This window comes from Sediminibacterium sp. GW821-FHT12F12 (assembly GCF_058806635.1).
Genome location: NZ_JBXAPW010000003.1, coordinates 295,509 through 314,676, shown reverse-complemented (window position 1 = coordinate 314,676; position 19,168 = coordinate 295,509). Strand labels below are relative to the sequence as shown.

Here is a 19,168-nt window from a genome sequence, read left to right as displayed (position 1 = left end):
CCTTACTTTCGCATCACAAGCAATCGATATGAAACTGCATAATTTTAATTCTGGCCCATCTATTCTGCCGCAATCTGTACTGGAAGAAGCTTCCAGGGCAATCCTCAATTTCAATGATACCGGATTATCCATACTGGAGATCGGGCACCGTACGCCCTGGTTTGGTGAGGTATTGAACGAAGCCATCAGCTCCGTAAAAAAACTGATGCAGCTGGATGATAGTTATGAAGTACTGTTTCTGCATGGCGGCGCCACCACCCAGTTTATGCAGGTGCCGATGAATTTGCTGGATGAGGGAGAAACAGCGGCTTATTGCGATAACGGCATCTGGGGAAAAAAAGCAGCCAAAGAAGCTTCCCTGTTCGGAAAGGTACAAGTGGTGGCCGATAGTTCGGATAAACAGCATACATATATACAGAAGCAACTGGTGATCCCGGCAGATGCCAGGTACCTGCATATTACCTCCAATAATACGGTAGAAGGTACCCAGTGGCACCGGTTTCCGGATACATCCATACCGCTGGTGGCGGATATGAGCAGTGATATTTTCAGCAGACCAATTGATTTTAAGAAATTTTCGCTGATCTATGCCGGTGCGCAGAAGAATATGGGCGCAGCGGGCGTAAACCTGGTGGTGGTGAAAAAAGAGATTCTGGGTAAGATCCGTCGCAGGATCCCCACTATCATGGATTACCAGAAACATATCGAAGCCGGCTCGCTGATGAATACACCACCCGTTTTTGCCGTATATGTAAGTATGTTAACCCTGCGCTGGATACTGGAGCAGGGCGGACTGCCAGAAATGGAGAGAAGAACCATCGAAAAATCTACTTTATTATATAATACCATCGACAGCCTGCCCATATTTAAAGCATTGGTTGCCAGGGAAGACCGGAGTCAGATGAACGCGGTTTTCTTCCTCAGTGATCCTGCGTTGGAAGCACCCTTCCTCGACCTCTGTAAAAAAGAAGGAATGATCGGTGTGAAAGGCTACAGAACCGTGGGTGGTGTACGGGTAAGTATGTACAATGCTCTCCCTCTTGAAAGTGTACAGTTCTTCTGCGACCTGATGAAAGTTTTCGCATCGCGTAAGGGATAATTTGATAAACGGTTGCTATGGTATATGCTTTTGACGTAATTTTGGACCGAAAAACGATTTTGGTCGAAAGTATGATTCCAACAAAAGACGATATTATCCGTGAAGAGATCCTGCGGGAAGCACAGCAACTATTCAGGCAGTATGGCGTGAAGAAGACCACCATGGAAGACATTGCCAAAGCCATGGGTAAGGGTAAGAGTACGCTCTATTATTATTACTGCAGTAAGGAAGAGATCTTCGATGCCGTGATCCTGAAGGAGATGGGCGAAGTATTTAACCAGGTGAAACAGGCTGTAGCCAAAGCGGTTACAGCTGAAGACAAACTGCGCGCCTTCACACTTACCAAGATCAAAGCCGTTCAGAAATACGCCAATCTATACAAGATAGTAAAGGGCGAAATGCAGGAGAACCTGCATTGCATGAAACATTTGCATACAGAATATGACACCCACGAGATCAAACTGGTAAAAGAGATCCTGAAATACGGGGTGAGTAATGGCGAATTCAGTAAAGTGATAGGGAAGGAACTGGGCATCCTGCCATCGGTAATGGTAAGCTCGCTGCGTGGATTGGAGCGGGATATGTTTATCGATGCCCGTTACGCTAAACTGGAACCTCGTATGGAATCCATCATGGCTATTATGATCCGTGGATTAAAATCGGATCCTGTATAATATCGTATATCCTGAAAAAAACATCAATAAAAAGAAAAATATGAAAGAACAGATTCAACCTGCAGATGGAAAATTAGGTATCCTCTTACCCGGTTTGGGAGCGGTTGCCACCACCATGATCGCCGGCGTTATTGCGGTGAACAAAGGATTGTCACAACCCATCGGGGCCCTTACGCAGATGGGTAATATCCGTTTGGGAAAGCGTACCGAGAACCGTTATCCACTGATCAAAGATTTTGTGCCACTGGCCGAACTCAATAATATCGCTTTTGGCGGTTGGGATGTGTATTCCGATAACGTGTACGAAGCCGCTATGAATGCCAAAGTGCTGGAAGCCGGTCTGTTACAATCCATCAAACCCGAACTGGAAGCCATCAAACCCATGAAAGCGGTGTTTGATAAATCTTATGTGAAAAATCTCGATGGTACACACATTAAGACAGCTGCAACAAAGTATGACCTGGCAAAAGAAGTGATGAATGATATCGAAAACTTCAAAGAGGCCCATGATTGCAGTCGCGTGGTAATTGTATGGTGTGGCTCTACTGAAAAATATATTGAAGAATCAGCGGTACATCAGACCATTGAATCATTTGAAGAAGGTTTACGCAACAATGATCCTGCCATTTCGCCCAGCATGATCTATGCGTATGCCGCACTTACCTTAGGTGTTCCCTTTGCCAATGGTGCACCCAATCTTACCTGCGATATTCCTGCGCTGATTGAGCTGGCCAAAGAAACCGGCACACCTATCAGCGGTAAAGATTTCAAAACAGGGCAGACATTGATGAAAACCATCGTAGCACCGGGTTTACATGCACGTGCATTGGGTGTTCGTGGCTGGTTCTCTACCAATATTCTTGGTAACCGTGATGGACTGGTATTGGATGATCCGGATAATTTCAAAACCAAAGAAGTTTCCAAACTCAGCGTGCTGGAAGATATTCTGCAACCGGAAATCAACCCTGCTTTGTATGGCGATCTGTACCATAAAGTACGCATCAACTATTATCCGCCGCATGGCGATAATAAAGAGAGCTGGGATAATATCGACATCTTCGGTTGGTTGGGTTATGGCATGCAGATCAAGATCAATTTTCTTTGCCGCGATTCGATACTGGCAGCGCCGATTGTGTTAGACCTGGCCCTGTTCATGGATCTGGCCAAACGTGCAGAAATGTCGGGTATCCAGGAATGGTTGTCCTTCTATTTCAAATCACCGCAAACAGCACCAGGGCTGCGTCCGGAGCATGATATTTTCAAACAATTGATCAAACTGCAGAATACCCTGCGCCATATCATGGGTGAGGATCTGATCACACACCTGGGATTGGATTATTACCAGGATCTGGTAGAAGCTTTATGATGCAGTTACCTAAGATAACAGCCAGTTGCCTGGGCATCGGGTATATCAAAGGCGGTGGAACAATTGCTGCTTTGGTAACCTGTTTTCTCTGGTGGAAGGCGGTAATAAATGGTGTTACAGAAGAAACGATGATAGCTGCTACGGCAGCCATCATCGTTATCGGAATATGGGCGGCTTATGTGGTAGAGAAAGACTGGGGTAAAGACAGTAGCCGGGTGGTAATTGATGAGGCAGCAGGTATGAGCATCAGCCTGCTCTTTATACCTGTTAGCTGGCCCTGGATACTGACGGCACTGGTGCTGTTCCGTTTTTTTGATATTGTAAAACCGCTGTATATCCGAAAAGCAGAATCGTTACCCGGAGGTTGGGGCGTAATGGCTGATGATATACTGGCCGGGGTTTATACCAACCTATTGTTACAACTGATACTAGTAATTATTGCATGGCAACATTTGTAAAAGCACAGGCAGCATCTATCACGGCCACATTGGTGGATTTTGCAATAACCATTGTATTAAAAGAAGTGTTGGGTTGCTGGTACCTGCTGGCCAGCGTGTTGGGAACGATCAGCGGGGGAGTGGTGAATTTTCTGATGAACCGTTCCTGGGTATTTAAAGCAAAGAGCAGAAAAATTCACTTCCAGGCCTTACGGTATATCCTGGTCTGGATAGGAAACCTGGTACTGGTATCGGGTGGTGTTTTTTTACTGACACATTTTGCCGGTTACAGCTACGTAGTATCAAAAGCTACGGTATCGCTGGCGGTAGGGGTGTTCTATAATTATGTATTGCAAAAAAGATTCGTGTTTAAATAATAACAAATGACAAGTAAACAATTGAGAAGAGGGGTATTGCTGGCGCTGATAATATTCACCGGGATAGTTCAAAGCTTTGCACAAACGGTTGTACAGGGCGTGGTTACCGATATTTATAGTAAACAACCGCTTCAATATGTCAGCGTGGTGCTGAAAGGCGGCCGCGGAACAGTAACAGATAGCCTGGGAAGATATAAGCTGACCTCCAGCAGTAAAATTGCCACACTGCAGGTAACTTATGTTGGTTATCTGACCATCCTGAAACCGATTACACCGGGTATTACGCAGACCATCAATTTTGAGCTGGAAACCGATCCCAAAGCGATCAACAGTGTTACGGTAACCACCCGTAAAAGAGCACCTTATCGCAACAAGGGTAATCCGGCGGTAGAATTGATCAGGAGGGTTATTCAGAATAAACCACTTAACCGTACCGATAGTTACAATTATGTGCAGTACGAACAGTACGAGAAAATGCAGGTATCTATCAGTAATGTTTCTGATAAACTGGCCAATTCTAAACTGCTCAAAAACTATAAATTTCTTTTCGAAAACAGAGATACTACCAAACTGGAGGGTAAGGCATTATTGCCGGTGTATCTCGAAGAAACCCTCTCGCAGAAATATTACCGCAAGAAACCCGAGAAAACAAAGACTATTGTTACGGGCGAGAAGCGTGTGAACTTTGGCGAGTACATCGATAATGCCGGTGTGAGCAGTTACCTGAACAGACTGTATATGGATGTAGACATCTATGATAATGATATCCCGCTGTTCACGTACCAGTTCCTGAGTCCGATCGCCGACCTGGCCCCTACTTTTTACATGTATTATATCAGGGATACCACGGTGGATGCCAATGGACACAAACTGATCAAAATTTATTTTACACCGAGAAATACCAACGACCTGTTATTCCGCGGAAACATGTGGGTTACACTGGATGGAAATTATTCGGTGGAAAAGATCAACATGTTCCTGAGTAAAAATGTTAACCTGAACTTTGTCCGGGAACTGCATATTGACCTCGACTTTGAAAAAAGTGAAGACAGCCGTTACCACCTGAGCCGTAGTAATATTATGGCCGATGCGAGTGTAACCAAAGGTTCGGGAACAGGCTTTTTTGGAGAACGCACGGTTTCGTACCGCAAATTCAAGATCAACCAGGCTTTGCCGGATAGTGTGTACGACGGACCGGCACTGGTAAAAAGAGAGAAAGCTGATAAACTGCCGGATGATTTCTGGAAAGCCGGACGACATGATACACTTACACATACCGAGTCGAAAGTGTACAGTAATATCGACAGCCTGGAAAAAATGCCTTCTTTCCGCAGAACCCTGGCCATTGCTACTTTTTTGCTGGCAGGTTATACCTCTGTTGGACCATTTGAAATCGGACCAGCCGCTGCTTTCTACAGCTTTAACCCGGTAGAAGGTTTTAAGCTGCGACTGGGTGGAAGAACCACTCCCAAATTCAGCAAACGTTTGTATTTTGAAACCTATGGTGCGTATGGATTTAAAGATGAACGCTGGAAGGGGTTCCTGAGTACCACCTACTCGCTCAATAATAAATCGATCTATTCCTTCCCGCTGAATTATGTGCGGGTGAGTTACCAGCACGACACAAAAATTCCCGGACAGGAACTGCAGTTTGTGGCAGAAGATAACTTCCTGCTTTCTTTCAAAAGAGGTAAGAACGATAAATGGTTATATAACAGCAATTTCAAAATAGATTTTGTAAAAGAATTTGATAATCACCTGTCTTTTTCACTCGGTTACAAAAACTGGAAACAGGAACCGGCCGGTGCAATTATTTACAACAAAGAGGTAAACGGAAGTCTGGTGAATGTAAACAAACTCATTACTTCTGAGTTTTCCGGCGAATTACGCTGGGCACCCAAAGAGCAGTTTTACCAGGGTAAAGTTTATCGAATTCCTATTATCAATAAGTATCCCATATTCACCCTGCGTTTTATTGCCGGTGTGAAAGGATTGCTGAACAGCGAATACAATTACCAGAACATCAGTGCCCGTTTTGAAAAACGTGCGTATATGTCGCAGCTGGGTTACAGCGATCTGGTAGTGGAGGGAGGATATATTTTTGGAAAGATTCCTTACCCGCTGATGACGGTACACCGTGCCAACCAGACCTATGCTTATCAGCTCAATTCCTATAACCTGATGAACTTCCAGGAATTTGTGAGCGATCGTTTTCTGGGGATTTCGGTTGATCACCATTTTAACGGGCTCTTCTTTAACCGCGTTCCCCTGCTGAAAAAGCTGAAACTGCGAGAAGTTGTGTCTGTGAAAGTATTGTACGGTGGGGTAAGGGATGAGAATGATCCTGCCAAGGATCCTTCTTTGATCAAATATCCCATATTTGATGGATCGCCTACTACCTTTGCCTTGAATAAGAAACCTTATATCGAAGGAAGCGTAGGTATCGCCAATATTTTTAAACTGATCAGGGTAGACCTTGTAAAAAGATTTAATTACCTCGAAAACCCATACGTAGCCAGTTTGGGTGTAAGGGCCAGGTTTAAATTTGACTTTTAATATTTTACGATAGAAATAAAAGGTTAATGGAAAAAGTTCCACTCAGAATACGGATACAGAAAGGGATTTATGTGGTGATAGATCCTTTTGTGAAGCTGCTCATCAAAGCAGGCCTCACGCCCAATGCGGTTACTACCATCGGTTTTATATTGAATATAGGCGTAGCAGTGATCTTTATCAAAGGTGCCGAAAGAGGCCACCGCGGAGATCTTTCCTATGTGGGCTGGGCAGGAGCCCTGATCCTGTTTGCCGGTTTATTTGATATGCTGGATGGCCAGGTGGCCCGATTGGGAAATATGAGTTCGACTTTTGGGGCATTGTATGATTCCGTATTAGATCGTTACAGCGAACTGGTCATGTTTTTCGGGATCTGTTATTACCTCGTAGGACATCATTATTTTCTGAGCTCCATTTTTGCTTTTATTGCCATGATCGGATCGATGATGGTAAGTTATACCCGCGCGCGGGCGGAAGGATTGGGGATTGAATGTAAAGACGGGTTAATGCAAAGACCTGAACGCGTGATCCTGATCGGTATCACGGCCATAGCCTGTGGTATTACCGCCAATTATCTCGGTGGAGATTATAAATGGTACCTGCCCGGTGTTTCCTTTCATGTGCTGGAGACCATGTCTATTTTTACCATCCCGCTTGCTGTAATGGCTGTATTAACCAATATTACCGCTATCAAAAGACTGACCGGTGCCAAAAAAACACTGGATGAAAGGGATGCTGCCAGATCAACTGCCCATACACCTGGCAAAACATTACTCTCCGGATTGGCAGTGCTGGTGATCAGTGGTATGGCTTTTACAACTGCGGCGCTGCCCGACCAGGGTAAAAAGCCGGCTACCGCCTATACCAATCCTGTAATTGAACCGCAGGATACTTTCCCGGTACCCACCGGTAACCCACATCAGTTGTTTTACCTGCAGCGTACCGCCAATACCAATACCATTGTGTGTGAACTGAATTACGACAAAAACGGAAAACTGAATGATGAATCGCCGGTACATGTGTTCTGGATCCGTTACCCGGAAGGAGGGATGCGCAAAGAGCTGAATTATATCCAGCGTGTATTTGCGTATGGAATGAAATCGCAGGCGATGGGCGATGGTACCTATAAATTGCATTTTGTTTCTTATCGTAAACAGACTTTTACTTTAATGCCTTCCCCCAGAGATAATAAATACCGTGTCTACGCCACTATCAACAAAAGACAGGCCCAGCTAAACCGCTTGTTTGTGAAAGTAGACGGAGGTACATTCTGGTCGCCCAATGTAGTATATATGGAAATGAAAGGGATTGATGTGGCCACCGGTAAAGAAGTAGTGGAAAGGTTCAAACCCTGATGCCATGGATGTTACAGAGAAAGATCCGGATTCTTTTTATAACACCCGCCAGTTTCTGGTGGTAGCTGTTATCTCGCTGGTGTACCTGTTGCTGTCTTATTTCCTGATTGGTTTTAAAACAGACCAGGTGTACCTGATGTTGCTCTTTAATGCCATGTATTTTGGCACCCGCCTCACCCGGAAATTTATCACAGGCTTCTCCATCTTTATCATTTTCTGGATCATTTTTGATTTCATGAAAGCTTTCCCGAACTACCTTTTCCAGGAAGTTCATATCGAGAGCCTGTACAATACAGAAAAAGCGTTGTTCGGTATTGTACAGGATGGGCGCACTGTTACCCCCAATGAATTCTGGATCACCCACCAGCATCCATTTCTGGATGTGTTAACCGGTTTTTTTTATTTATGCTGGGTACCGGTACCATTGGCTTTTGCTGCCTATCTGTTTTTTAAAAACCGGGAAGCGTTTCTTCATTTCTCACTTACTTTCCTGTTTGTAAACCTGCTGGGTTTTGTGGTCTATTATGTGTACCCGGCCGCACCACCCTGGTATGTGCAGTTGCATGGATTTGAGTTTGTGGCTGCTACACCGGGTAATACCGGCGGACTGGAACGCTTTGATGCTTTTTTTGGGGTGGATATTTTTCATTCCCTGTATAGCAAAAGTTCCAATGTATTTGCTGCCATGCCATCGCTGCACTCATCTTATCCGCTGATTGTGCTGTATTATGCCACCCGCTATCAGCTGGGCTGGATCAGGCTTTTCTTTGGCGTAGTGATGGCCGGAATCTGGTTCGCAGCGGTTTATAACAGCCATCATTATGTACTGGATGTACTGGCCGGCATACTCTGTGCCCTGGCAGGTATTTACCTGTTTCAGTGGATTCTGCAGCGAAGCGACAAGGCACAACGCCTATTACAAATGTTTGTTAGGGCCATAGAATAGCCAATTGCCCCCTCGGTCAGTTCATAACTTTTCATTTATAATTATTTACTGATATTTGCGCAATGGCAAGTATCAGACCGTTCAAAGCATTACGACCACAGGCCCAGCTGGCCAAACAGGTGGCCAGTCGCCCATACGATGTATTAAGTTCTGCGGAAGCAAAAACGGAAGCGCAGGGAAATCACAGCTCTTTTTTACATATCACCAAAAGTGAAATAGATCTGCCCGATACGGTAGATGTGCATGATGCGGCTGTGTACGAACAGGCAAAAGAAAACCTGGCCGCTTTTATCCAGCGGGATATCCTCTTCCGTGAATCCAAAGAGTGTTATTATATCTACCAGCTGGTAATGAACAGACGTGCACAAACAGGATTGGTATGTGTGAGCAGTGTGGATGATTATGAAAACGATATTATCAAGAAACATGAGTTTACCCGTCCGGAGAAAGAGCAGGACAGGATCAACCATATCAAAACATCCGGTGCCCAAACGGGGAATGTGTTTCTGGCTTACCGCAACCATGATGGCATAGATGCCATCATCAACAACTGGAAAGAAACAAAATCGGCTGTCTATGATTTTGTGGCCGATGATGGTATCCAGCATACGATCTGGATTGTGAACAATGATACTGTGGCCGACCAGATCACGACAATCTTTGAGAAAGAAATTCCCTGTACTTATATTGCAGACGGCCATCACCGTGCCGCATCGGCTGCTAAAGTGCGCAAGTCTTTGGGAGAAACAGCCACAGTGGGTGCTGATTATTTCCTTACCACGCTTTTTCCCTCCAATCAGTTATATATCATGGATTATAACCGGGTGGTGAAAGACCTGAACGGCTTATCGCCTGCGGCGCTGATCAAAGAACTCAGTAAACAATTCACGGTAGAATTATTTACGAGTGGAGCCTACCGCCCAGAAACCCTGCACACATTTGGATTGTATCTTGATAAGAACTGGTACAAACTGAGTTCCAAACCTGGCACTTTCACCAATGACCCGATTGGTGTACTGGATGTTACCATCCTTTCGAACAATATACTGGATAAACTGCTGGGTATCAAAGACCAGCGTACCGATAAGCGAATCGATTTTGTGGGAGGGATCCGCGGACTGGAAGAACTGGAGAAAAGAGTAGACAGCGGCGAAATGGCTGCGGCTTTCAGTTTGTATCCGGTTACCATTGACCAGTTATTTGATATTGCCGACAGTGGTAATGTAATGCCTCCGAAAAGTACCTGGTTTGAACCCAAACTCAGGGATGGCCTGTTAACGCATCTTATCTACGAATAACCATCCAACAGTTGTACGGCTGTTAATGGTTTAATACATGATCATGAAATATTGGCTCTTTTTAGGGTTTTGGTTAGCTGCAGCCACCGGCGTTACCGCGCAGGAGCAGCAGACTGCAAAATTATTACAGGAAACAGCCCGCACCCTGGTGCAGAAGGGCGATTATGATAATGCAGTAGTGATCCTGGAACGTGCCAAACAGCAGGAGCCCAATAATAGCGGGATACTGAAAGATCTCTGTTTTGCCGCCTACCTGAAGCGCGATTTTGCAAAAGCGATAGAAACGGGCAAAGAACTGGTAGAAAAACCCGATGCAGATGCACAGGCTTTTCAGTTACTGGGGATGGCTTATAAGTCCATTGCTTCGTATAAAGAATGCGGCAAATTGTACCGTACGGCGCTGCGTAAGTTTCCTAACAGTGGGGTGATCTATAATGAGTATGCAGAAACTTTTGCGCTGGAGAACGAGATGGAAGAAGCCATTATTCAATGGGAAAAAGGCATCGAATCAGATCCCGGTTATAGCAGTAACTATTACAATGCGGCCATGTACTATGTTCGCAAAAGTAACTGGTTACGGGCCGCTTTATATGCAGAACTGTTTCTGAACCTGGAAAGTTATTCCACCCGTACCGAAGAGATCAAAGGGCAGTTATACAGCAGTTGGACCAACCTGCTGGCGCCTGGAAAAATACAGCAGTTACAAGAACAGAAAACAACGACTGCATTTGAGAAAGAAGTACTGGGAGTGTTGGGAAAAGCTACCAAACAACCAGCCACTGCCATATCTATTACAGATATTTTATCCGTACGTACCCGCTTTGCGGTAGAATGGATGGCTGTAAACCAGAAAAAATATCCATTTACCTTATTTTCTCACCAGCAATATTTATTGAGCCAGGGTTTGTTTGAAGCCTATACCTATTGGCTGATGGCCCCTTCGGTAGGGGCAGAAGTTTACCGGACCTGGCAGCAACAGCATCCCAAAGAAGCAGCCGGGTATACCGCCTTTCAGCAAAGCCGGGTATTTAAGCTGCCGGCAGGAGAATATTATTTTTCGCGTTAATATCTTAACAGTTATACAGAAGCCGTGTTTTGTACACCGGCTTTTTTATTTGTGCTTATTTGCCTAATTTGACTGTCTTAAATACTGCCTGCTTATGGAACAGTCGAACGATGAAAGACTTTGGCGCATTGCCCGCAAGAGGGCGATGTTTAAAAAAAGTCTGTACAGCTACCTCGTAGTCAATGCTTTTTTATGGGCTATCTGGTGGGTCACTACCGGAAGGGTGGAAGGCTCGCAGGCGTATCCCTGGCCTGTATGGGTAATGCTGGGCTGGGGGCTGGGTCTGGGGTTCCAGTATTTTGGGGCTTACCAGGGTAACCGGCAGGACCTGGCTTCGGAAGAGTTTAAAAAGCTGAAAGAAAAGGAATAATCAGCCGGCCGTAGATAGCCGGAACATAGTTTGCTCCGGAATGGCTATTGTTTGGCAGAAACCCCGCAATAGCAGATTTTTGTTTGAACGATTAACGATTGCACATGACCATTAAGAGACTCTTTGACTGCGTAGATCATCAGTTGCAGCATTTTCCCAAAAATGATATGCTGGCCGCAAAAGAAAATGGCCAGTGGGTTACTTATAGTTCCCGGCAGGTAGCTGATACGGTTAATCAACTCAGTGCAGGTTTATTAAAACTGGGTGTCAGCGGAAATGATATGACACCCGAGGGGAGCGATAAGATCGCGATCATCAGCAATAACCGGCCCGAATGGGTTTTTACTGATCTGGCGGTGCAGCAACTGGGTGCCATACTGGTGCCGGTATATCCTACCACCAATCCGCTGGAACTGGAATTTATCCTCAATGATGCCGCTGTCAAATACATGTTTGTAAGCAATGAGGAACTGTTGCAGAAAATCAAATCATTGTTACCTCGTGTGCCGTCCATCAAAGGGGTATACACATTTGACAGGCTGGAGGGGGCGGCCCACTGGACAGAAGTGACGGCCCTGGCCGATGCAGCTGCTTTGCAAGAGGTGGCTACTATCAAACAATCCATTCCTGTTTCACACCTAGCCACTATTATTTATACGTCGGGAACGACAGGTACACCCAAGGGGGTAATGCTGAGTCATAAAAATATTTACTGCAATGTGCAGTTCTCCAAGGAAAGTTTTCCCTTTAATGATGCCCCTGATACACATGTGTTAAGCTTTCTGCCACTGAACCATATTTTTGAAAAAACCTGTACCTATATCTATCTGTACAGCGGCATCGGCATCTATTATGCTGAAAGCCTGGAAACCATCGGCGATAACCTGCGTGAGGTAAAACCGAATGGCTTTACCACCGTGCCAAGATTGCTGGAAAAAGTGTATGAGCGGATCATGGTAAAAGGAAATGAACTGACCGGCATCAAACGAAAACTCTTTTTCTGGGCGGTAGATCTCGCAGAAAAATACGATAACCGCATCAGCGGAGGGCTTTGGTATAATATGCAACTGGCATTGGCCAATAAACTCATTTTTACCAAATGGAGGGAAGCGCTTGGGGGCAATGTATCTTTTATTGTTACCGGTGGAGCCGCCTGCCAGGTAAAACTGCTGCGCATTTTTAATGCAGCCCGGGTACCGGTATACGAAGGATATGGTCCCACCGAGAACAGCCCGGTAATCAGTGTTAACCGGCAGGAAAAAGGGGGAATGAAGTTTGGTACCGTAGGCCCTGTACTTAATGGCATCCAGGTAAAACTGGAAGAAGACGGAGAGATCTGTGTATCTGGTCCCTGCGTGATGGAAGGGTATTACAAACGCCCCGATCTGACGGCGGAAACCGTGATCAATGGCTGGCTGCATACGGGAGATATAGGCGTGTTTCAGGATGATAAATTCCTGAAGATCACCGACCGGAAAAAAGAACTTTTCAAAACCAGTGGTGGTAAATATGTGGCACCGCAACCGATTGAGAATAAACTGAAAGAGAGCCCTTTTGTAGAACAGGTAATGGTGGTGGGTGCAGAGCGTAAGTTTGTGGGTGCGCTGATCGTTCCCTCCTTTCCGACCTTATTGGAATGGATGCGGGAGAAAGGAATCAATTACACCACTAATGAGGATGTGATACACCACCCCAAAGTGCTGGAATTGTACCGTGAACTGGTAGAAAGCTTTAACGAGTTTTTTAACCATGTGGAACAGATCAAGAAATTTGAATTATTACCCCGCGAATGGACGATTGAAACCGGTGAAATGACACCCAAAATGAGTCTGAAGCGGAAAGTGGTGATGGAAAAATTCAAAGATGCCATTGAGCGGATTTATGCCTGATATAGGAGGTGATGAGAAGCTATGTACGAACGTCCCGCAACAGCGGGACGTTTTTGTATGGGACACATTGTTTACATTAAAACAAATCTTGGAAGAAAAGTAAATCTTACCGAACTTGAACCCGGCTGCAGAGACAGGTGATAGCTGCAGTATTTTCAGAATCAAATATCCACCATGGAGTGCTATGCTTGCGACCTCTCTATATGAATCTTTCTTTCGATCTTCTCTTCATGCATTGATCATTGCAACACCGGATGGTATCATACAGGAGGCCAACCAGGCGGCTTCCGAAATGTTCGGCTATACCGTGGATGAATTAAAGAACCTGGGAAGCACCACACTTGTTGATATGGAAGAACCTGCTTTTCACCAATTGATGGCTGAAAGAGCGGTTAGTAAAACCATCAAAGGTGTGATTACGGGGATTCGTAAAAACGGACAAAGGTTCCCGCTCAAAATATCTTCCGTTATTATACAGGATGCCGGGGGTAATCAATTTGCCAGTATTATTGGTGCTGATATCACCGATATTTTTCAGCAGGAAGAGAAACTTACCCAACTGCTCGCCGATACACAGAAACTTCACCAGCAGGAAGAAGACAGCCGCAAACTGCTCGAAACCGTGCTGGATAGTGTAACAGACGGTTTTTTTATTACCGACACAGGCTGGAATGTTGTTTTTTTTAATAAGGCTGCCGAACAGATAATGCAGAAAAATGCAAAAGAACTGATTGGCAAAAACCTATGGGAATGCTTCCCCGATCTGCTATTACTGCAACAGGAAGTCGATTTTGATACGCTGGTGAACCAGAAGCGGGCGATACGTTTCCGCGAGTTTTTCCCAAAGTATAAGATTTGGGCAGATGTGAGTGTATTTCCTTCTGAGAAGAATTACTCTGTATATATCAAAGATGTAACCGAAGTAAGAAACCTGCGCATTCTCGAAAAACTGGAAAGAGAAGTACTGGAAATGAATGCCCGGCCGGATAGTGCATTGGAAAATACACTTGATTTTTACCTGAAACAACTGGAGGGACTGCATACGGGGATGATCTGTTCTGTTTTGCGTTTAAAGGGCAACCGTTTGTATAACTGGTCAACACCCAGTCTTTCTGATACTTTCCGTTCAGCGATAGAGGGTGGGGAAATCGGTGAAAGTGTGGGTTCCTGTGGAACGGCAGCTTTTCGCAAAGAAAAAGTAGTAGTAACAGATATAGAGAACGATCCGCTCTGGGCTAATTTCCGGGAATTGGCTGCTCAAGAAGGACTTCGCTCCTGCTGGTCTTTTCCCATTATGGATTCGCATAACCAGGTAATGGGTACGTTTGCGATCTATTACAAAAAACCGAAATCACCCACCAAAGAAGAAGAGAATACACTCGAAAGGGCCAAGAACCTGCTTATGATTATCCTGGAAAATAAGCTGGCAATGGAAGCGGTTAAATCCAGTAACCGTAACTACGATATGGTGGCACTTGCTACCAATGATGCTATCTGGGATTGGGATATTGAAACCGGTGAAGTAACCAGAACCGGACAGGGATTGCAGATCTTTTTTGGGTATGATCCGAAAAAAGCTTCAGAAGAAAAAGATTTCTGGAACAAAAGGGTACACCCGGATGATCTGGGAGCGTTATTGGCAAACAGAGCGGTCGTTATTGCAGATCCAACACGTTTATACTGGGAAGATGAATACCGTTTTCAGAAAAGTGATGGTAAGTATGCGCATGTGTTCGACAGAGGGTATATCATCAGGGATGAGAAAGGAAAAGCGTTGCGGCTGCTGGGTGCTACGCGGGATATTACAGAGCGGAAAGAAAGTGAGGCCCTGTTGCTGGAGCTGAATACCCGGTTAAAACAGCGAGCCGATGAACTGGCTGCATCCAATGTCGAGTTAGAGCGCTTCGCGTATATTGCCTCGCACGATATGCAGGAGCCGTTAAGAATGATCACCAGTTTTTTGCAGTTGTTCAAGAAAAAATATGAGGACCAGATTGATGAAACAGCTGAGCAGTACATTCATTTTGCGATGGATGGGGCCGACAGGATGAAGAAACTGATCATGGACCTGCTGGAATATTCGCGCGTGGGTTCTAATAAAGGTAATTTTGAACCGGTAGATCCTGCCCTGGTGGTAAACGAAGTGATTAATGTGTTTATGAGCAGGATTGAAGAAATGAAAGCAACAGTGAAAGTAGGAGTGTTACCCCCTACCATTACGGCTAACCGTATCCAGCTGTTCCAGTTATTTCAGAACCTGATAGGAAATGCATTGAAATATCATAGTGGTGAATCACCTTTGATCGAAATAAACGGTACAGAAGAAGATTCGCATTATCTTTTCAGCGTAAAAGACAATGGAATCGGGATCAAACCTATCTTTTTTGAGAAGATCTTTGTGTTGTTTCAGCGCCTGCACCATAAGAACGAATACAGTGGCACAGGAATCGGGTTATCGGTGTGTAAAAAGATCGTAGAAAGACATGGCGGCAAAATCTGGGTAACATCCGAACCGGGCCATGGCAGTTGTTTTTATTTTACGATCAGTAAATCAGCAGAAGACTACCGCTTGTAAAGACTTTTAATTGTATAGAGCTCTGACGGAATACCGGATGACTCCTTAAGCAGAAGACACTATCATGGCAATAACAGAAACACAACCCTCGCTTTCCGTCCTGATTGTAGAAGATAATCCGGGCGATCTTTTTTTGCTCGAAGAAACACTCCGCCTCACCAAACTGCCGTTTAAAGAGGTATTGAAAGCAACCAGTGCCGCCGGAGCAATCAAATCCCTGCAGAAGCAGAAAGTAAGCGTGGTATTGCTGGACCTTTCCTTGCCGGATAGTTCCGGGTTTAACTCTTATCACCAGGTAAATGAATATGCTGATGATGTGCCTATCATAGTGTTGACCGGTCTGGCTGATACGGAACTGGCATTGGAAACCATGGCCCAGGGTGCACAGGATTACCTGGTAAAGGGCGAATATGATGAGCGTTTACTGGCTAAATCCATACAGTACAGTATCGAGCGTAACCGGATCCGTTTAAGTCTGGTAGAAAGTAATGAAAGCTACCGGAACCTGTTCTTCAACAATCCGCTTCCCATTTTTATCTGGGATATTGAAACCCTGGCCATCCTGGAACTGAATGATATTGCCCAGGAAGAATATGGGTATACGAGAGAAGAATTGTTAAAGATGAGCGTACTGGATCTGCGCAAGCCTGAACATCATTATAAGATCCGTGCTTTTGCCAAAGAATTTCAGCAAACAGATACCCTGAAAAAATCGGGGATCTGGGAGCACGTGAAAAAAAACGGGGAGGCTTTGATCCTGGATATTTCTTCGCACCGCATCGATTACAAAGGCCGTCCGGCTATTCTGGCTATCCATAATAATATTACCGAAAAGGTAAGGCTGGAAGAAAAACTCGCTGAGCAGAAAATACTGAAGCAGAAAGAGATCAATGAAGCCATGATCCGGGTGCAGGAAAAAGAACGGTACGAGATCAGTACCGAACTGCATGATAACGTGAATCAACAGCTGACCGTAGCCATGATGTATATCGCATCGGCAGAGCAGAAGTTCAAAGATGAATCAGGACTGCTGAAACAATCTTCCGGTTTTATCCTGCACGCCATTGAGGAGATCCGGAAATTATCCCAGACACTGGTGACCCCGCTGATCAAACATTTCGGATTGAGTAAGGCTATCGAAGGATTACTGGATGATATCGCGGCGGTAAACACTTTACAGATCGATCTTACAGCGGATACTTTTTTTGAAGATGATATCAAATACGATTTCAAACTAAGTATTTTCCGTATGGTGCAGGAGCAGATGAACAATATCATCAAACACGCCCAGGCTTCGCAGGTAAATATTGAGCTGATGCGCAATAACCACATGATCTATCTTAAAATAGTAGATAATGGTGTTGGCTTCGATAGTAACCAGCAACGGAAGGGGATCGGTCTTTATAATATCATCAGCCGCGCAGAAGTGTATAACGGCGTGGTGGATATACAAACCGCACCCGGAAAAGGATGCGGCCTGTATATTACTTTCCCCCTGAGTAAAGAAGTGTTTGCATAAGCTACAGGCCGGGTTGCTTCAGCTGCCAGCCTGTTTTTTTCTTTTCTTCATCTACCAGCTGCTTTACATCCGATAGTAATTTTTTGGCATCGTAAACGATGCCGTCTTTGATGGTATACAATACACCACCGGTACGTACCACTTTGTTTTCTCTGGTAAGTTCAATGGCGCCGGTGCCGTATAGTACCTGCAGGTTCTTTAACGGATTGGCATTGATGATTATAATATCAGCCAGTTTGCCTACTTCCACCGAACCAATCTCTTTGTCCAAACCCAATGCCTGCGCTCCGTATAACGTAGCCGAGCGGATCACTTCCAGCGGATGAAAACCAGCTTCGCGCAGCAGTTCCAGCTCGCGGATATAACCAAAACCGTAGGTCTGGTAAATAAATCCGTTATCCGAACCCGTGGTTACCCTTCCGCCACGGTTTTTGTATTCATTGATGAAAGTCATCCATAAACGATAATTGTTTTTCCACTCCACTTCCTGTTCTGTACCCCAGTTATGCCAGTAAGAACCATGCGATTGCTGGCTGGGTTCATAGAATTTCCAGAGCGAGGGCAGGGTATAGGTCTCATGCCATTCTGCCCTGCGCGCCCGCATCAGATCACGGTTGGCATCGTAGATATTAAATGTGGGATCCAGCGTAAAGTCCAATGAAAGCAATTCATTCATCACTTTGTTCCAGTGCTCACTATAAGGTTCAGCCGCCTGTTTCCATAATTTACCCGCTTCTTCAAAACGGTTTTGTTCATTGCTGTAGTTGTATTCCAGCGGATAGTTCTGGATGGTTTTGTTGGTGAAGAGCGCTTCGGGTAAACCATACCAGTGTTCCATGCTTGTCATGCCGGCACGGGCAGAGTTAACCACGTTCCAGCGGGCCACATCGGTTTGTGCGTGGTGGCAGGTAGACCGCAATCCCAGTTTTTTATTCTCACGAATAGCTGCATCCATCACTTCGGGCGATGCGCCAAAGAATTTGATCCCATCGGCCCCGTTTTTAGCATTCTGCTGTACCCATTCCCTGGCCTGCTCTGCGGTTACAATCGGTGTTTTACTTCCCATCCCGAAAGCGGTATAGGCCTGTATGCGGGGAGCGGTAATGAGGTTGGCGGCACTTTTCTTTTTCTGGTCCAGTACCCAGTCCAATCCATTGCCGGTAGAGGGGTCGCGTATCGTAGTGATCCCATGCGCCATCCATAATTTGAATACATATTCTGCAGGTGTGCCCTGCTCGGTTCCACCAATATGACCGTGCATATCTATCAGTCCGGGCATGGCATACATACCTTCACAGTTGATCTCTTTGCCACCGGCTTTCAGTTGCGGGCGCCGGGCGGGATCTATTTTACTGTCGGGGTTACCCAGTGTTCTGATCTGAACAATGCGGTTCTGTTCAATCACAATATCTACCGGCCCCATCGGTGGTGCACCGGTACCGTTGATCAGGGTAACACCGCGTATGATGAGCTGGGTATAGGGGCCCATGCCTTCTTTCCGCTCGGGTGCTTTGGCTATCTGCGCGGAGGATGACATAACAACAGACATTACCAGCAATAGCGTGAAGTAAATTTTTCTCATATCAGTTTAATTAGGTTGTTGAAAGTACCGAAATCATTTTTATCTCAACCGTGTCTTTGCGC

Annotated in this window: 15 protein-coding genes; 14 read left to right on the top strand and 1 reads right to left on the bottom strand. The window is 45.3% G+C overall.

Annotation, left to right across the window (positions count from 1 at the left end; translation table 11 throughout):
- The first annotated feature begins 28 nt into the window (after positions 1 to 28).
- From serC to AC1RNB_RS06420, 14 genes are all read left to right on the top strand, one after another.
- Entirely contained in the window at positions 29 to 1,099 is a 1,071-nt protein-coding gene (gene serC / locus AC1RNB_RS06485) for a 3-phosphoserine/phosphohydroxythreonine transaminase (protein WP_493081738.1), read from the top strand.
- Between the two features lie 71 nt (positions 1,100 to 1,170).
- The gene (locus tag AC1RNB_RS06480) at positions 1,171 to 1,773 is read left to right on the top strand and encodes a TetR/AcrR family transcriptional regulator (RefSeq protein WP_493081736.1); all 603 of its coding nucleotides are present in this window, start codon (positions 1,171 to 1,173) and stop codon (positions 1,771 to 1,773) included.
- 40 nt (positions 1,774 to 1,813) lie between these two features.
- Positions 1,814 to 3,139: an inositol-3-phosphate synthase gene (locus tag AC1RNB_RS06475; RefSeq protein ID WP_493081734.1), complete on the top strand. Its 1,326-nt coding sequence runs from the start codon at positions 1,814 to 1,816 to the stop codon at positions 3,137 to 3,139.
- Positions 3,136 to 3,597 (top strand): phosphatidylglycerophosphatase A family protein, encoded by a 462-nt coding sequence (locus tag AC1RNB_RS06470; protein WP_493081732.1) that lies wholly within the window; start codon positions 3,136 to 3,138, stop codon positions 3,595 to 3,597. Before AC1RNB_RS06475 ends, AC1RNB_RS06470 begins: the two co-directional genes overlap by 4 nt.
- Positions 3,582 to 3,953: a GtrA family protein gene (locus tag AC1RNB_RS06465; RefSeq protein ID WP_493081730.1), complete on the top strand. Its 372-nt coding sequence runs from the start codon at positions 3,582 to 3,584 to the stop codon at positions 3,951 to 3,953. Before AC1RNB_RS06470 ends, AC1RNB_RS06465 begins: the two co-directional genes overlap by 16 nt.
- A gap of 6 nt (positions 3,954 to 3,959) precedes the next feature.
- A complete protein-coding gene (locus AC1RNB_RS06460) occupies positions 3,960 to 6,509 on the top strand; it encodes a DUF5686 and carboxypeptidase-like regulatory domain-containing protein (RefSeq protein WP_493081728.1) in 2,550 nt (849 codons plus the stop codon).
- Between the two features lie 26 nt (positions 6,510 to 6,535).
- Positions 6,536 to 7,861, top strand: coding sequence for a DUF4833 domain-containing protein (locus AC1RNB_RS06455; protein ID WP_493081726.1), 1,326 nt, complete (start codon positions 6,536 to 6,538; stop codon positions 7,859 to 7,861).
- A gap of 4 nt (positions 7,862 to 7,865) precedes the next feature.
- Positions 7,866 to 8,807, top strand: coding sequence for a phosphatase PAP2 family protein (locus AC1RNB_RS06450; RefSeq protein ID WP_493081725.1), 942 nt, complete (start codon positions 7,866 to 7,868; stop codon positions 8,805 to 8,807).
- Positions 8,808 to 8,869: 62 nt separating this feature from the next.
- Positions 8,870 to 10,105, top strand: a complete 1,236-nt coding sequence (locus tag AC1RNB_RS06445; protein ID WP_493081723.1) for a DUF1015 domain-containing protein — start codon at positions 8,870 to 8,872, stop codon at positions 10,103 to 10,105.
- A 43-nt stretch (positions 10,106 to 10,148) separates the two neighbouring features.
- Entirely contained in the window at positions 10,149 to 11,171 is a 1,023-nt protein-coding gene (locus tag AC1RNB_RS06440; protein ID WP_493081721.1) for a tetratricopeptide repeat protein, read from the top strand.
- Positions 11,172 to 11,265: 94 nt separating this feature from the next.
- Positions 11,266 to 11,541: a 2TM domain-containing protein gene (locus tag AC1RNB_RS06435; protein ID WP_493081719.1), complete on the top strand. Its 276-nt coding sequence runs from the start codon at positions 11,266 to 11,268 to the stop codon at positions 11,539 to 11,541.
- A 104-nt stretch (positions 11,542 to 11,645) separates the two neighbouring features.
- Positions 11,646 to 13,430, top strand: a complete 1,785-nt coding sequence (locus AC1RNB_RS06430; protein WP_493081718.1) for an AMP-dependent synthetase/ligase — start codon at positions 11,646 to 11,648, stop codon at positions 13,428 to 13,430.
- A gap of 184 nt (positions 13,431 to 13,614) precedes the next feature.
- Positions 13,615 to 16,005, top strand: coding sequence for a PAS domain S-box protein (locus tag AC1RNB_RS06425; protein ID WP_493081716.1), 2,391 nt, complete (start codon positions 13,615 to 13,617; stop codon positions 16,003 to 16,005).
- Between the two features lie 64 nt (positions 16,006 to 16,069).
- Positions 16,070 to 17,524, top strand: a complete 1,455-nt coding sequence (locus AC1RNB_RS06420) for a PAS domain-containing sensor histidine kinase (RefSeq protein ID WP_493081714.1) — start codon at positions 16,070 to 16,072, stop codon at positions 17,522 to 17,524.
- Between the two features lies 1 nt (position 17,525).
- Here the strand turns inward: AC1RNB_RS06420 and AC1RNB_RS06415 are convergent, their stop codons facing one another.
- Positions 17,526 to 19,106 carry an amidohydrolase family protein gene (locus AC1RNB_RS06415; protein WP_493081712.1) on the bottom strand — a complete coding sequence of 527 codons (1,581 nt, stop codon included), beginning with the start codon at positions 19,104 to 19,106 and terminating at the stop codon, positions 17,526 to 17,528.
- Positions 19,107 to 19,168 lie beyond the last annotated feature (62 nt).

What these genes read in the sequence shown, in the direction of transcription:
- serC (WP_493081738.1), top strand. Translation starts at nt 29, where the DNA reads ATGAAACTGCATAATTTTAATTCTGGCCCATCTATTCTGCCGCAATCT.
- AC1RNB_RS06480 (WP_493081736.1), top strand. Translation starts at nt 1,171, where the DNA reads ATGATTCCAACAAAAGACGATATTATCCGTGAAGAGATCCTGCGGGAA.
- AC1RNB_RS06475 (WP_493081734.1), top strand. Translation starts at nt 1,814, where the DNA reads ATGAAAGAACAGATTCAACCTGCAGATGGAAAATTAGGTATCCTCTTA.
- AC1RNB_RS06470 (WP_493081732.1), top strand. Translation starts at nt 3,136, where the DNA reads ATGATGCAGTTACCTAAGATAACAGCCAGTTGCCTGGGCATCGGGTAT.
- AC1RNB_RS06465 (WP_493081730.1), top strand. Translation starts at nt 3,582, where the DNA reads ATGGCAACATTTGTAAAAGCACAGGCAGCATCTATCACGGCCACATTG.
- AC1RNB_RS06460 (WP_493081728.1), top strand. Translation starts at nt 3,960, where the DNA reads ATGACAAGTAAACAATTGAGAAGAGGGGTATTGCTGGCGCTGATAATA.
- AC1RNB_RS06455 (WP_493081726.1), top strand. Translation starts at nt 6,536, where the DNA reads ATGGAAAAAGTTCCACTCAGAATACGGATACAGAAAGGGATTTATGTG.
- AC1RNB_RS06450 (WP_493081725.1), top strand. Translation starts at nt 7,866, where the DNA reads ATGGATGTTACAGAGAAAGATCCGGATTCTTTTTATAACACCCGCCAG.
- AC1RNB_RS06445 (WP_493081723.1), top strand. Translation starts at nt 8,870, where the DNA reads ATGGCAAGTATCAGACCGTTCAAAGCATTACGACCACAGGCCCAGCTG.
- AC1RNB_RS06440 (WP_493081721.1), top strand. Translation starts at nt 10,149, where the DNA reads ATGAAATATTGGCTCTTTTTAGGGTTTTGGTTAGCTGCAGCCACCGGC.
- AC1RNB_RS06435 (WP_493081719.1), top strand. Translation starts at nt 11,266, where the DNA reads ATGGAACAGTCGAACGATGAAAGACTTTGGCGCATTGCCCGCAAGAGG.
- AC1RNB_RS06430 (WP_493081718.1), top strand. Translation starts at nt 11,646, where the DNA reads ATGACCATTAAGAGACTCTTTGACTGCGTAGATCATCAGTTGCAGCAT.
- AC1RNB_RS06425 (WP_493081716.1), top strand. Translation starts at nt 13,615, where the DNA reads ATGCTTGCGACCTCTCTATATGAATCTTTCTTTCGATCTTCTCTTCAT.
- AC1RNB_RS06420 (WP_493081714.1), top strand. Translation starts at nt 16,070, where the DNA reads ATGGCAATAACAGAAACACAACCCTCGCTTTCCGTCCTGATTGTAGAA.
- AC1RNB_RS06415 (WP_493081712.1), bottom strand. Translation starts at nt 19,106, where the DNA reads ATGAGAAAAATTTACTTCACGCTATTGCTGGTAATGTCTGTTGTTATG.